Source organism: Paenibacillus sp. CAA11, from assembly GCF_003060825.1.
Taxonomy (GTDB): Bacteria; Bacillota; Bacilli; order Paenibacillales; family Paenibacillaceae; genus Fontibacillus.
Genome location: NZ_CP028922.1, coordinates 4,289,803 through 4,304,326, shown reverse-complemented (window position 1 = coordinate 4,304,326; position 14,524 = coordinate 4,289,803). Strand labels below are relative to the sequence as shown.

At 50.7% G+C, this 14,524-nt stretch carries 8 protein-coding genes; all 8 read left to right on the top strand.

Annotation, left to right across the window (positions count from 1 at the left end):
• Positions 1–122 precede the first annotated feature (122 nt).
• The 8 genes from metK (at position 123) to DCC85_RS20135 (ending at position 14,504) form a co-directional block, all read left to right on the top strand.
• The gene (gene metK, locus DCC85_RS20170; protein ID WP_108467164.1) at positions 123–1,325 is read left to right on the top strand and encodes a methionine adenosyltransferase; all 1,203 of its coding nucleotides are present in this window, start codon (positions 123–125) and stop codon (positions 1,323–1,325) included.
• A gap of 219 nt (positions 1,326–1,544) precedes the next feature.
• Positions 1,545–5,558, top strand: coding sequence for an Ig-like domain-containing protein (locus DCC85_RS20165; RefSeq protein WP_108467163.1), 4,014 nt, complete (start codon positions 1,545–1,547; stop codon positions 5,556–5,558).
• Positions 5,559–5,816: 258 nt separating this feature from the next.
• Positions 5,817–8,510, top strand: coding sequence for a stalk domain-containing protein (locus tag DCC85_RS20160; RefSeq protein WP_108467162.1), 2,694 nt, complete (start codon positions 5,817–5,819; stop codon positions 8,508–8,510).
• A 50-nt stretch (positions 8,511–8,560) separates the two neighbouring features.
• Complete coding sequence (locus DCC85_RS20155; RefSeq protein ID WP_108467161.1) at positions 8,561–9,724, top strand: sensor histidine kinase; 1,164 nt, start codon at positions 8,561–8,563, stop codon at positions 9,722–9,724.
• Positions 9,725–9,727: 3 nt separating this feature from the next.
• Complete coding sequence (locus tag DCC85_RS20150) at positions 9,728–10,453, top strand: response regulator (protein WP_108467160.1); 726 nt, start codon at positions 9,728–9,730, stop codon at positions 10,451–10,453.
• Between the two features lie 245 nt (positions 10,454–10,698).
• The gene (locus DCC85_RS20145) at positions 10,699–11,136 is read left to right on the top strand and encodes a hypothetical protein (RefSeq protein WP_108467159.1); all 438 of its coding nucleotides are present in this window, start codon (positions 10,699–10,701) and stop codon (positions 11,134–11,136) included.
• 327 nt (positions 11,137–11,463) lie between these two features.
• A complete protein-coding gene (locus DCC85_RS20140) occupies positions 11,464–13,656 on the top strand; it encodes an ATP-dependent helicase ComFA (RefSeq protein ID WP_108467158.1) in 2,193 nt (730 codons plus the stop codon).
• A complete protein-coding gene (locus DCC85_RS20135) occupies positions 13,653–14,504 on the top strand; it encodes a ComFC family protein (protein WP_108467157.1) in 852 nt (283 codons plus the stop codon). Before DCC85_RS20140 ends, DCC85_RS20135 begins: the two co-directional genes overlap by 4 nt.
• Positions 14,505–14,524: the final 20 nt, after the last annotated feature.

Sequence of the window (14,524 nt, the reverse complement as noted above, 5' to 3'; positions counted from 1 at the left end):
GTAAATAAGTTAATATGACTTTTGAGGCTTGTACTTCAACCTTTTCCTGTCGGAAAAGGTTCATTTTTTGTGTAGGATCGTGAGGCATTTGCCATACTATCCATATGGGAGGTTGAGAATTCATGTCCATCCAAGGGCGACATCTGTTTACTTCCGAGTCCGTAACCGAAGGACACCCGGATAAAATTTGTGACCAGATCTCTGATGCGGTACTTGACGCCTTTTTGGCGAACGACCCGAATGCTCGGGTAGCGTGCGAGGTATCTGTAGCTACCGGTTTGGTTCTGGTGATCGGTGAGATCAGCACGAAGTCGGAATATGTGGATATTCCATCTATCGTACGCAATACCATCAAAGAAATCGGTTATACCCGTGCGAAATACGGGTTCGACTCGAATACATGCGCGGTACTTACATCCCTGAATGAGCAGTCTGCAGACATCGCTCAAGGCGTGAACGCTGCCCTGGAGGATCGCGATCCTGCACAAGTAGCGGAAGAGACTGCAAACATCGGTGCCGGTGACCAAGGTCTGATGTTTGGTTTTGCGACGAATGAGACACCTGAGCTCATGCCGCTTCCAATCGCACTGTCCCATCGCATTGCACGTCGCCTCTCCGAGGTACGTAAGGATGGTACTCTGAACTACCTGCGCCCGGACGGCAAGACTCAAGTTACGATTGAATATGTAGACGGCAAGCCAAAGCGCGTGGATACGATCGTTGTATCTACACAGCATGCCGAAGAAGCAACCCTGGAGCAAATCCAGGCTGACATCAAAGAGAAGGTTATTCTTCCAGTTGTTCCAGCCGAGCTGCTGGATGCGGAGACCAAATATTTCATTAACCCAACAGGCCGCTTCGTGATCGGCGGACCACAAGGGGATGCTGGCCTTACGGGCCGCAAGATTATCGTCGATACCTACGGTGGTTATGCACGCCATGGCGGCGGTGCATTCTCCGGTAAGGATCCGACAAAGGTTGACCGCTCTGCAGCCTATGCCGCACGTTACGTAGCCAAGAACCTCGTAGCTGCAGGCCTTGCAGACAAAGTGGAAATTCAGCTGGCTTACGCGATCGGCGTAGCTAATCCGGTATCTATCAATGTAGATACTTACGGAACAGGCAAAATTGCAGAAGAGAAGCTGGTTGAGCTCGTTCGCAACAACTTCGATCTGCGTCCTGCGGGCATTATTAGCATGCTTGACCTGCGTCGTCCAATCTACCGCCAGACTGCGGCTTATGGTCATTTCGGCCGTACCGACCTGGATCTCCCTTGGGAGCGCGTAGACAAGGCTGAGGCACTGAAGGAGCAAGCGGGCCTGTAAGGAATGGTGGTTTTTAAAAGAAAGGATATCTCTCCTGAAAATAGGGGAGATATCCTTTTTTTATGGAGAAAGGGTGATTCTTCTTACAGATAGGAAAAGTTGCCATCTTTCTAAACTTTCAAGCGGATTTTGCCGACAAAAAAGAGAGTGTGTGCTTTAGTGTCTCTTGACAGGCATTTGTACATAGAACAAGACATAAGAAAGGAAGTGGGCATAAAGATGAAGAAGAAAATATCCTGCTTATTAGCGCTGATGTTGACTTTGGAACTCATGTTAGGTGTGTTTGCCTATGCAGCAAGCTCGGTAGAAGACCCTAAATTTGTTCCTGCTAATACCTTGCCTATGAACCAGGTAAAAGGGGTTGATCCGGATCCTGCCGTGCTGCAAATTCAGCTGCAATATGATCGGGATTTGGCATTAGGAACAGCTAATATTACTTTAACGAATTTAACTGATAATCCAACTGCTCCAATTTATACTTATTCCGGAGCGGACATTAATATTTCAGGCAGCTTGGTGAAGTTAACCGGCGCTACTTTGGATTACAATAAGGAATATCGTGTTGACATTGCGGCTGGATCGTTCATGGATCTTAATGTCGTGAATACGACTCCGGCATACTCTTGGAGCTTTAAGACGTTAACTGCGAAGGGGAGCAAAGCGCCTCAAGCTACAAACTATAGTACTTCAGTAGCAAGCCCCATTGATTTGGCAACTTTAGGCGGTAGCCTTGGCTTAAAGATTGATTTTGATAAACCCGTAGCCGGCGTAGCTGGCAAGAAAATTGATATTATACGTGTTGCCGACAATCAGAAGGTTCATTCTATGGATGCGGGCTCATTAACTGGCCAGAGTATTAATCTAAGTGTCCCTGCAGCGGTGTTAAACCGCGGAGAAGCTTATTATGTGACGATTGAAACAGGTGCTTTTGAAGACGCCGATGGTTTTCCATTTGCAGGCTTAACTCATTCCAATGGACTGAGCTGGACCTTTTCTATGAAGGGGGAGCCGGTTCAAGCTAATCCTGAACTTTCACCTGCGAAGGGAGCAACCGGAATTGCCCCTGGAAGTCCCTTAATTATTACATTTAGCCGACCAGTGGTTCGCAATACTGGAGAAATTCAAATCTCAGATGGACAAAAGATAGATGTTGCTACCTCGACATCCATTACAGGTGAAGGTACGAACAAGATTACGATTCAGCCGCAGACACCTCTGATGGCGAACAAAACTTACACTGTTAACGTACCTCAAGGAGCTTTTAAAGATACTGAAGGTAACTCAACCTACGCTATTAGCGGGTGGAACTTTACGACCGCAACACAGACTTCAACACAGCTGGCTGTGACTAATTATTCACCAGCTCATCGAAGCACAAATATTAACACGTCTACAGCACCTACGCTCACCTTTAGTAATTCAATTAAATGGGCAAACAATGGAACGAGCTTTGAGAACGGAGCAAATGGTGTAACTCTACGAAAGTCTGGTAGTTCAGCACTTCCGTCCGCAGTGGTGACGATTAGTGGAACAAAGTTGATCATCACACCGCGACAATCTTTGGATAATGGGTCGACCTATTACGTGGATATTTCGTCTGGTGTGATTCTTGATGCTACTACCAATAGTCCATATACAGGGCTCAATGGGAGCAGCAGCTGGAGCTTCTCCACGCCATCTCTAGATAAGACACTTCCCGTATTACAGAAGGCCCAAATGTATAGCAATAATACGATACGATTGCAATATGACAAGATCCTAAGTCAGTCAACTTCTTTGTACACGTCTAACTTTACCGTGACTGTAAACGGTGAAACACGGAGACTAAGCTACGCATATACTTCAGGAGACAGCGTATATGTTGTTTTGGATTTAGGAGTGGCTGTAGGTCAGGTTGTACGTATCAGTTATACACCTGGAAGCACGGGGGCTATTCAAGATACATCCTCTAATAAAGCTATTGGCTTTGCTAATAAGGAAGTAACCAATGGAATTGATTCTGTTCTTCCGAAGCCTGAATCTGGCTATGTATCCGGCAATACACTGAGCTTGCGTTTTAAAGAGAGCCTAAAAAGCCCTTCGGGCTATGCGCCGAGCCAGTTTACCGTAACAGCTGATGACGCTACTTTAGGGATAAGCAGCATGACCCTCAGTGGATCATCTGTGACACTATATCTCTCAAATTCCGTACCTAATGGAGCAGTTGTTAAGGTTTCCTATACGCCAGGGACTTCTCCTCTGCAAGACTATCGGGGACAGAATATTGCTGGTTTCAGTGATTTCTTCGTAAGAAACTATAATGATACCAAACCTCCAGAGTTACAGAAGGTTGAGGGATCGGCTAATAAAATTGTTCTAATCTATAACGAGGCATTAAGTACAACAAGTGTGCCCATGAAGAGTCAGTACTCTGTGTTGGTCAATAACACGCCTAACTATGTAACGGCCATAGATATTTCTATGAATCAAGTCACGTTGACATTGACTACACCATTTACTTCAGCTCAGACAGTTACCGTATCTTATGTCTCAGGTACAGGGGGAGTCGCGGATCTGAATGGCAACCTTGCAGGTTATATTAACCTGCAGCCTGTAAATTTCGCGGCGGTTGCACAAGGTGTTCGTTCTGCCTCAATTAACGGGGATACCCTAACCATAGTATTCAATAATAATTTGAATTACAGCTCACCTGCACTGTCTACCAGACTGTTCCATGTAACGGTAAACCAAGTGGCCAAAGAGCTCAACTCAGCAACTGTTAATGGAAATACCGTTACGCTAAAACTTGCTGCTGCGGTAAGTCAGGGGCAAACGGTAGAGTTGTCCTATATGCCTGATTACACTTCGCCAATGACAGATAGTTCTGGCAAGACGGTGGCGGCAATTAGTAAGATGCCGGTTAATAATGTAACTAACACAGGGACCACTACCAGTTCGGGATCGGCTGCAGGGTTAACGCAGCTAGCGACTAGTGAGTTTGGTCTGGCGGGATATATTATTCCTTCGTCAAGTGCTGTAGCCTCAGGTACCCAGTCCAGAGCAGGGCAGTCTGTAAATAAATATATTGTGGATAGCACGAAGCTAACCAGTGCATTGAATGAAGTTATGAACTCAGCTAATGTAAATCAGCGAAATCTCATATTTGAGGTTCCTGCTACAGAGAAGGCTGCCTTTGTAGCTTTGCCGTTACAGCCTCTGAAAGAAGCTTATATGCGAAATAACTCCATGAAGATTGGTGTACGTTATGGAGACGCCCTCTATGTGGTAGCATTGGATCAGATTCCATTTACGGATTTATCTCGGACACAAGGCGCCTCGTTCTCCTCAAACAATTTGTGGATTCAACTGGAGAGAGTAGCGAAGGATAAGCTGAGTGTGCCGTTAAGCCAAAAGGGTGTTAATCTACTGCCGATAGTAGATCCGGTAGAGCTCTATATCACAACAGGTCCAAGTTCATTATCTACACAAACCTTGCTTGATTTGAAGGGTTCTTTGTATGTTCGAACAGGCGGATCTGTTAACGCAGGTCAGTCTTCTCTTAATAAATTTGATAATACTCAGCGAACCATCACTTTCCTGCCGACACAAATCAGCAGACCAGGTTCTTATACAGTATTTAGCGGGAACGCATCTAAAGGAAATCTAATTATAGGTCCAACTACTGGGCTCGCGAATTTTAGCGATGTAACAGACCATTGGGCAAAGGCAGCTATTACTGAACTGGCAAGCAAGGCCATTCTTGAGCCTCGTTCAGCAGGCATGTTCCAGCCCAAACAAAATATCACAAGATCTGAATTTGCAGCAGCTATTGCAAAGGGGCTAGGGTTAGCTCCAGATGCGAGCAGTGCTAGCCGGTTTAGTGATGTTCCTACAAGTTCGAATATCGCCCCTTATATTGGCGCTGCCGTTAAAGCGGGGATTGTAAACGGAGGAACGGATGGAAGATTCCAGCCGGGCAGCAGTATTACAAGGGAGCAGATGGCGTTGATGATGGTACGTGCAATGAATGCAGCCGGCTATCATATCACGCTTAGCGGAACCCCGGCACAGACCTTATCCATTTTTAAAGACAGTAAAAAGATCGGCTCTAAAGATACCGTGGCTCAGGCAGTAAAAGAAGGAATCATTCAAGGCACGAGTCAAGGGACATTTAATCCAAAAGGAACCGCATCAAGAGCAGAAGCCGCTGTAATGATTAAACGCGTGCTGGACAAGTTGAATTACTTACAGTAAAAAACCAATGAAGTGAAGGGCGATCTCCAATCCAGAATACATGGGGGAGGTCGCCTTTTTTATATTCATTAAAAGTAAGACTAGGCATATATACTTGTGTCCTCGGGCCTATTTTCGCCTTTCTCTCGAAATGACGTAACTTTTCTCGTAAATTGTAGTCTATTAATAGTATATTAGCGCTTTAGCAGCTGCTGATATTTTCCGGGGAACAAGACGTAATAATGTGTATGAAAGCAGATGGGAGAGTAGTAATAAATTATGAAGGATGAGTACGGATACGGCAGTAAGCCGAGAAAGAGCTGGGGAAGCAAAGGGAGAAAACTCGCGATTGTGACACTCGCAGGATTAATATGGATCGGGCCTGCGCTTGGTGAGACGCCTATTTTTGGCGGAACCGCAATCGTGCATGCAGCCTCAAGCAAGAAACTGTCTGAAGAGATCATTACGTCAGGAGCTAAGCTCCTTAAGTATCAATATACAACAACTCGTTCGGGCAAATCGGTCAAGGTACTGGCTGATGTGATACGGATTGATTTGGACAACCCTTATGTCAAGCTTGATGTCATGACAGGCAAAGGCGGCAAGGTAACCACGCGCCAGTCCGTGGAAGGCATGGCTAAGGAGACGGGAGCGGTAGCCGGGGTGAATGCGGACTTCTTCAACACCAGCGGCCAGGGGGTAGCCATGGGCGCTTCAGTCGCGAGCGGGATCCTGCTAACCAGCCCTAACCAGCTGAAGGGGATGTATGCATTCTATGTGACGAAGGACGGCAAGCCGGCCATTGACCGCTTCACATTTGAGGGCAGCGTAAAGGCCGAGGACGGCTCCACGTTCCCGCTGGCGGGAATGAACAAGGAAGCCTACAAGACCGAGCCTGACGGCACGGCCAGCCATTATAACGCGATGTATATCTATACCAGTGCATGGGCATCTACCAGCCGTCCGAAGGACGGATCTACCACGCCGACGGAAATTCTGGTGCGCAACGGTGTTGTGGAGCAAATTTCCGCTAAGTCCGCGATTTCAGGACCGGTACCGGAGGATGGGTATATCCTGCGGGCTCATGGTACGGCAGCGAACTATGCTCTGACCCATCTGTCGGTAGGCCAGCATGTGAATGCGGATTATCAGCTGCGTACGGTTTCCGGCGGGAAGCTGGTAGACCCGGCAAGCCTGCAAATGATGGTAGGCGGCCATACCTTGCTTGTGAATGACGGCAAGCCATCCTCCTTTACGCGTTCCACCAGCGGAATCAGCGGAGGCAGTGCGGTGGCGCGGACAGCCATCGGCTATTCCCAGGACGGGCGTTATGCTTATCTGATCACCGCACAGGACAACAGTAGCAGCAGCGGCATGAAGCTGACCGAGCTGCAGAACTTCATGACCTCTATTGGTGTATGGAAAGGGCTTGATCTTGATGGAGGCGGATCGACGACGATGGTAACCCGACCTCTGGGTGAGACGGAAGCGGATTTGACCTTCACTACATCCAACGGCGGTACCGTACAGCGCCAGGTTGTCAATGGAGTGGGCGTGTATACAACCGCGCCGCAGGGACAGGTCAAGGGCTTGACGGTGAATGGTACAGATACCCTTGTTATGGGGCAAGAAGCGAAGTACTCTCTCAAAGGCTATGATACTTACTATAACCCGATCGATACCTCAACGCTTCAGCCGACTTGGAAGTCGAGCAACGGCAATGTTGTATGGACAGGCTCTGCCTTCAAGGCCGTAAAGCCTGGGACTGCGCAAATTACAGCGGTTAGCGGCCAGGCCACAGCTACGAAGAAGGTCACTGTACTGGGCGCGGATAGCATAAGTACGTTAAGCCTGGGGGCGCAAACTGGCAGTTTGAAGCAGGGATCGACGGTCACCATTACGCCTTCCGTGAAGCTAAAGGATGGGCGAACGGTGAATATTTCGGCTAGTGCTTTGAAATGGGAGTTCATTGGGATTAAAGGCAGTGTGCAGAATGGCGTCCTCACCGTTCAGTCTGTAAATTCCGGAGTGAAGACGGGTTATGCGATTGCCCGGTATGACGGATTCAGTGCACCGATCATGTTCACGGCCGCAGGCGAACAGTCTTGGGAAGATTTTGAGAATGTAAACTATGGCATTACCTTTACACCAAGTCCAGCCGAGGTGACGGGTAAGGTACAGTTGACGACAGACAACGCGGCGCATAAGAAAGTTCTCAAAATCGACTATGATCTAACTGCAGGAACCGGCAACAAATATGCCTATGCGCAATTGAACGGTACGACCGGCCGGAGCATCCCGGCAGGAGCTACGGCCATGTCGATTGATGTGAAAGGGGATCAAAGTCTAAATTGGGCCCGGGCAGAGTTTGAAGTGAACGGAAAGACCGTCTATGTGGACCTGGCGAGACCGATCAATTTCAGCGGCTGGAAGACGGTAGATATCGACTTGTCCTCTTACGGCATCACGACCGGGGCCAAGCTGAAGCGGCTGTATATCGTGAATGTTGACGAAGGCCGGGATGAGCGCTCTATGACAGGAAGTGTGGCCTTTGACAATATCCGGTTTACCGTGCCATCTGGCGGTGGATTAAGCCTCCCAAGCGCGAATGTACAGATGGTGGTTGGGCAGAAATCCGTGACGGTTAATGGTCAAAAGCGGGCGGTTGAGGTAGCACCAGTTGTACGCAATGAAACGACCTATGTGCCGATCCGGTACGTGCTTGATTATTTTGGCGGACAGACGGGTTGGTCGGCTGCAGATCAGCGAATCATGGCTTTACGCGGCAGTGTGCTGCTGGAGCTGACTGTAGGAAGCAAGGATTATGTATATAATGGAAAGCGCAAGACGGCAGAAGTTACCCCTCTTATTTTACAAAATAGGACTCTAGTCCCATTACGTTTGGTCTCCGAACAGCTCGGAATCTCCGTAAAATGGGAACAGAAAACGAAGGCGATTACGCTGCAATCATGATATGATAAGGTTTGACATAACACGGAAGAAAGAAATGGAGAATTGCTCACGTGGATTTTCAAGCCGATGCCATAGACCGCGTCATAAAGAATGCCATCAATGTCATGACAGACAGCAAACTACAAATGATCGAAATCCTGGACTCCGCCCGCAATGAGCTCAAAACGCTTAATACGGAGCTGCAGCAGGTGATGAAGGAAACCGCTGAGACGGTGGAGAAGGTCGATCAACTGGAATTAAATTACAGACGTTCCCGTATCCGGCTGACAGAAGTCAGCCGGGATTTTGTGCGTTATAAGGAAGAGGACATTAAGCAGGCTTACGAGCGAGCGACACAGCTTCAACTGGACCTGCTTATTTACCGTGAGAAGGAAATGTACCTGAAAGCGCGCCGGGATGAGCTGCAGAAGCGTGCTCGTAATGTCGAAAAATCGGTGGAACGTGCAGAAACAATCGGTACACAGATGAATGTTGTGCTAGAATATTTGTCTGGAGAACTAGGACAAGTGACCCGTATTTTGGAGTCTGCGAAGAACCGTCAGCTGATTGGATTGAAGATTATTTTGGCTCAGGAAGAGGAGCGGAAGCGGATTTCCAGGGAAATCCATGATGGTCCTGCCCAACTTCTTGCTAATATGGTTCTTAGGACGGAAATTGTAGAAAGGATGTTAATTAAGCAGGATTTCAAGATGGTCCAAGACGAAATAGTAGACTTGAAAGCTCAGGTAAGGTCGAGTCTTGAGGAGATGCGCAAGGTTATATTCAATCTACGGCCTATGGCGCTTGATGACTTGGGTCTGATACCGACACTTCGCAAATACGTTCATGACTACGAAGAGAAGACCAAGATTCGTGCGACCTTTGAGACGAGGGGTAAGGAACAACGGCTGTCCTCTGCAATGGAAGCAGCGATATTCCGTCTTGTGCAGGAGGCGCTGTCCAATGCAGTGAAGCATGCGTATCCTACGTTCGTCGGTGTGGTAATTACGTATCAGGCACAAATGATTCAGATCGTCGTGCAGGATAATGGGCTTGGATTTAATGTAGAGCTTCTGGAGGCAAAGACGAAAGAGCATTCCCATTTCGGTTTGATCGGTATGCGGGAAAGAGTCGAATTGCTAGACGGCAGAATGGAGATCGAGTCGGCCGAGAACCAGGGGACAAAAATCGTTATCCACATCCCGACAAACGTAGAGAAGAGAAAGGAGCAATAGGAGATGGATCACGTAAATTCCAGTAATCGAGCAATCAAAGTTCTCTTGGCTGATGATCACCAGCTGTTTCGGGAGGGACTGAAGCGAATTCTAAATATGGAGGAAGATATCGAGGTTGTAGGTGAATGCAGTGACGGTTCACAGGTGCTGGACTGCTGCAACAGGTATGAACCCGAAATCGTTCTTATGGATATCAATATGCCGGTGCTGAATGGCGTTGATGCAACTAAGGAACTACGCGAGATCAAGCCGGATATCAAGGTGATTATTCTCTCCATACATGATGATGAGAGCTATGTGTTTGAGACCCTGCGCAAGGGAGCGACAGGTTATCTTCTTAAAGACATGGAAGCTGAATCCCTGATTAACGCGATTCGGTCCGTAGCCGAAGGACATGCCTTTATTCACCCTAAAGTGACCGGCAAGCTGATTCAGCAGCTGCGCCGTATGGAATATTTGAATGAAACCGGTGCAATCGCGGAGGATGGCTCCATTCGTGAGGCAGGCGTTAAGTTTGTAGCCGGCGATGATAATCCGCTGACCCGCCGCGAGGCTGAGGTGCTCCGATTGATGGCAGAAGGCCGCAGTAACAAAATGATTGGCGAGCATCTGTTCATCAGTGAGAAGACGGTTAAAAACCATGTCAGCAGTATTCTTCAAAAGATGGAAGTAGATGATCGTACTCAGGCCGTAATTAATGCGATTAAATTTGGCTGGGTAAGACTTTAACAGCATACATACCCTCTTGGCTTTCAAGTTTAGTCTATTGACGCGTCAATGGAATGGGAGATTCAGGCGGGGTTACTGCAGCACCTTTGCCGCCCAGTAACCCTATTCCTTCCTGTGGCATATATTGCCCTATAACACCGAATGAAGCTAAGGTGTGAAAGACAACCGGCCAAGGCCGGACTGGGATAGCGGGCAGGCTCTGCTGAAGGAGGCTGGCTTCGTTCCCAGGACAGGAGGGTAGCACGATGATTACAATCCCTTTAGGCATTTGGGTGCTGTTCGTGTACGGACTGGCGGCAATGAGTGTACATCTATCGTTTGTGCGGTTTGATCGTAGTGAAGCTTATCGCAGGCGTACCGTACACTATGTGCTGATCACCCGCAACCATGCTCATCAGATGGAATGGTACCTGCGAGCCATTCGCTGGTATGCGGATTTGAGAGGAATGCAGCTTCAAGTTACGATTATGGATGACGGATCTGAGGATGAGACCCGGGAAATTGCTGAGTGTATGAGACGTTCCGGGGAACTGGATATATCCGTAATCGGTTTCTCAAGGCTGCGGAGCATGGATATGGACTCGGACCCGGTCAAGCTGACCGGCGAAGGGGAGAATGCACGGTTTGTGGATCTCCGCCTGCCAGGGGAGGCCTCGAAAATTCCATATGTACATGTTGGATAAACAGAAGAATATGCTCTCATCCGAAAGAGAGCACTCAGGGTGAAGCACACTCCGAAGGCGATTAACGCCGGTGAGTGTGCTTTTTTGTGTTTTTAGATTTAGATGATTATTCCATAGAAATAAAGGGGACTCAACCTCTCAGTCATGTCGTATTCAGGCTAAAGTAGGCAGTTATTTCCGGGGAAATTTCAACAAATATCTCCTTTGTTCCAGGAACAAGCACAGTTTGCTGTAATTTGGCGAAATAACGAAGTTAATTATAGTTTAACTCCCTAATTCGACTCCTTCGCCACTGTTGAAGAAGGGTATAGCCAAGGAGGAAATATCATGCGAGTTGCTTTATATGTATACAGACAAAGCCAGCGGTGGCATGCTGCGGTAAGCCTTGATCTTCGAGTTGATCTCATGTGGTGGACTGGGAGAACTAGCACAGCTCAGGCAGGCGGAAAGCAGAACACGCTGAACAGGCATGACAACCAGAACAACCAGAACAACCAGGCAGATGCACTACTTCTGCTTTCCGTGGAGCTGCCGTTAGGACAGGCAGTATTGTTCCGAGACGCGTTTCGATCAAAGCCTGAGATGAACCAGTGGGACGAAGAAGCATGGCAACACTGGCTGGATAAGGAGCTGATGAAGACAGGGGCACACGATCAGACAAGAGGAACCAAGCGAGTAGAGCAACAAAACGGAAGAAAAAGCCTGAGTAATTTGGGAGATGTCTTGCCTGCAAGCCTATTGAACCCAACAAGGAGGAGGGAATGGGGCTTCGTGGGGAAAAGATTGCCTTATCCTTATGCTGCTAGCAGGGCAAGGGCAGGGAGAGGGAGAATTGTAATTACTGGAAGTGTGCCGCATGACTTTACTGGTGTAGAAATCAGCGGTCCCTCTCTTTCACCTGTCCGGCTAATTCGCATGCCGGAGGGGTTAACTTCTGCCGGGATGCGTCTGCTGCATGCTGCTCCGGCGGGAGAAGCATGCGCACCGGCTGGATTTCCCGCTGCGACTGAGATAGAGCAGCTCGCGGCAGTGCTGGCAGGACGCTCCTTGCTCACGTCCGAGCTTGACCAGCTGCTGCGCGAGCGTCTGCCGCAGCTGGCCCCGGTGTGGCGCAGCGCGGTTCAAGCTGCGCATCTGTGCGGCCGCCTCCGGTTGACGGCGGCCGTTGGTCCTGCCGCGGAGCGGCGCGCGGGGCTGCTGCGCGGCCGGCCCGCGGCTCCCCGCTGCCGGCGCTGCGGCAGCGCTGTGGTCCGCACGGCGCCTTGCGCCTCGTGCGGGAGCATGCACTGCGCCTGCTGCGAGGCCTGCCTCGCGCTCGGGCGCAGCCGGGCTTGCGCGCTGCTGGTGCAGGGCAGCGCGCTGAATGCGGCGGCGGCACAGGGGCATGCCGCCGCTCCGGGCCCCACCGGAGGGCTGGACCGGTGGGGGTTAAGCCCGGCGCAGCGCGAAGCGGCGGGGGCTGCCCTGCAGTTCCTGGCAGCCCCGGCCAGCACTGCTGCAGGGCGGCGCTTCCTGCTCTGGGCCGTCACCGGCGCAGGCAAGACAGAGATGATCTTCCCGCTGCTGCGCTATGTGCTGGATCGAGGAGGGACGGCGCTTGTCGCAACGCCGCGACGGGACGTGGTGATTGAGCTTGCCCCACGGCTCGCGAAGGCCTTTCCGGGCGAGAGGCAGGCTGTTCTCTACGGAGGCAGCGAGCAGCGCTGGGAGGCGGCCGACCTTGTTGTGGCCACCACACATCAGCTGCTGCGGTTCTGCGAAGCGTTCGATCTGGTGATCATCGATGAACTCGATGCGTTTCCTTACCATAATGACCCTATGCTTGCCTTTGCCGCAGAGGCCTGCTGCAAGCCAAGCGGCCGCTTTATCTATCTGTCCGCCACGCCTCCTTCGGCTCTGCAGCGGGAGAGTGCAAGGGGGAAGCTGCCGCATGCCAAGGTGCCTGCACGCTTTCATGGTCATCCGCTCCCGGTGCCTGCGCGCTTGTCTGGTACTTCCGTTGGGGATTGTCTCAGCAAGGGCAGGCTGCCGCAGAGGCTGCTGCGGGAGCTGAGACAGTCTGTTCAGCGCGGGGCGCAGGTGTTTGTGTTTGTCTCGCGCATTCGTCATATCCATCCGCTGGTCCTGCTGCTGCGCAGACAATTATCCGGCGTTCCTGTGGAAGGGACGTCTTCCGAAGATGACGGGCGATCCACGAAGGTTCTCGCCTTCCGCGCCGGAGATATTCGGGTCCTGGTGACGACCACTATTCTGGAGCGCGGAGTTACTGTTCCGCGCAGCGACGTGTATATTCTTGATGCGCACAGCGATTTGTTCGACGAAGCCTCACTGGTGCAGATGGCCGGTCGTGCGGGGCGATCGAAGGAGGATCCGGCCGGGCGGGTGATCTTCTTCTCTGCCGACTGGACTCGTTCTCAGCGCGGGGCAATCCGGCAGATTCGGCGGATGAACGCTCTGGCCCGCAAGAAGGGGTTTCTGCTGTCCAAGCCGGAGCGAACTAGAAAGGGGGAAGCCAAGTGATAGGCGGTGGCTGGATCTCTAAGCTGAACGGGTTGCTTGCACCTCCGGGGATCACTTGTCTTGCCTGCGGGAAGCGATCACGTGCTGTCCATCGGCGTTACCCCGAGCTATGCGAAGCTTGCTACCACGCCATCCCTTGGATCAGAGAGCCGAGATGCAAGGTGTGCGGCCGGGCTACAGGCTGCCCGGATTGCAGCCGGCCGAGCGCAGCGCAGCATAGGGCCTTTACGCTCAGCCGCAGTGCTGTCATGTATTCCCCGGTCATGCGCGAATGGCTGGCCCAGTATAAGTATCGTGGCCGGGAGTCCTTGGCGCCGCTCTTAGCCCGGATGACAGGTGAGGCTTATGGTCTGCTGGCTGAGGAAATGTATACCTGGGGTGGACAGGGCAGGCGGAGAAGCAGTTGGAGTGCAGACGCAGTAACCTTCGTGCCCGTCAGCCCTTCACGCCTTCTGGAACGGGGCTTTAATCAAGCAGAGGCTATGGCGGCTGAGGTAGCCCTTCGGGCCAAAGCCCCGCTGTGTGCTTTGCTGGAACGCACGCGGGATACGGAGAAGCAGAGCATGAAAAGCCGGGGAGAACGGCTGTTAAATATGAAGGCTGCCTTTCGAGCAAGCGCAGATGCGGAGGGAATGATGAGGGCTTTACTCGTTCAGAGCAGGTATTTGTCCCGCCAGCGTGACCCCCTATCCGTTCCATCTATGCCTGCTCCTTTGCGAATCGTTTTGGTTGACGATATCTATACGACGGGCAGTACAGCCAGTGCCTGTTCGGCTGTATTACAGCAGCTGGGCGAGAAGGCCTGCTGTTCCATTGAAGTATATAGTATAACCTGGGCTCGATCTTAGAGCTTAATGTGTGATCTTTT

Excerpts from the sequence above, each read along its gene's own strand:
- DCC85_RS20145 (WP_108467159.1), top strand. The coding sequence starts at position 10,699 with ATGATTACAATCCCTTTAGGCATTTGGGTGCTGTTCGTGTACGGACTG.
- DCC85_RS20160 (WP_108467162.1), top strand. The coding sequence starts at position 5,817 with ATGAAGGATGAGTACGGATACGGCAGTAAGCCGAGAAAGAGCTGGGGA.
- DCC85_RS20165 (WP_108467163.1), top strand. The coding sequence starts at position 1,545 with ATGAAGAAGAAAATATCCTGCTTATTAGCGCTGATGTTGACTTTGGAA.
- metK (WP_108467164.1), top strand. The coding sequence starts at position 123 with ATGTCCATCCAAGGGCGACATCTGTTTACTTCCGAGTCCGTAACCGAA.
- DCC85_RS20150 (WP_108467160.1), top strand. The coding sequence starts at position 9,728 with ATGGATCACGTAAATTCCAGTAATCGAGCAATCAAAGTTCTCTTGGCT.
- DCC85_RS20140 (WP_108467158.1), top strand. The coding sequence starts at position 11,464 with ATGCGAGTTGCTTTATATGTATACAGACAAAGCCAGCGGTGGCATGCT.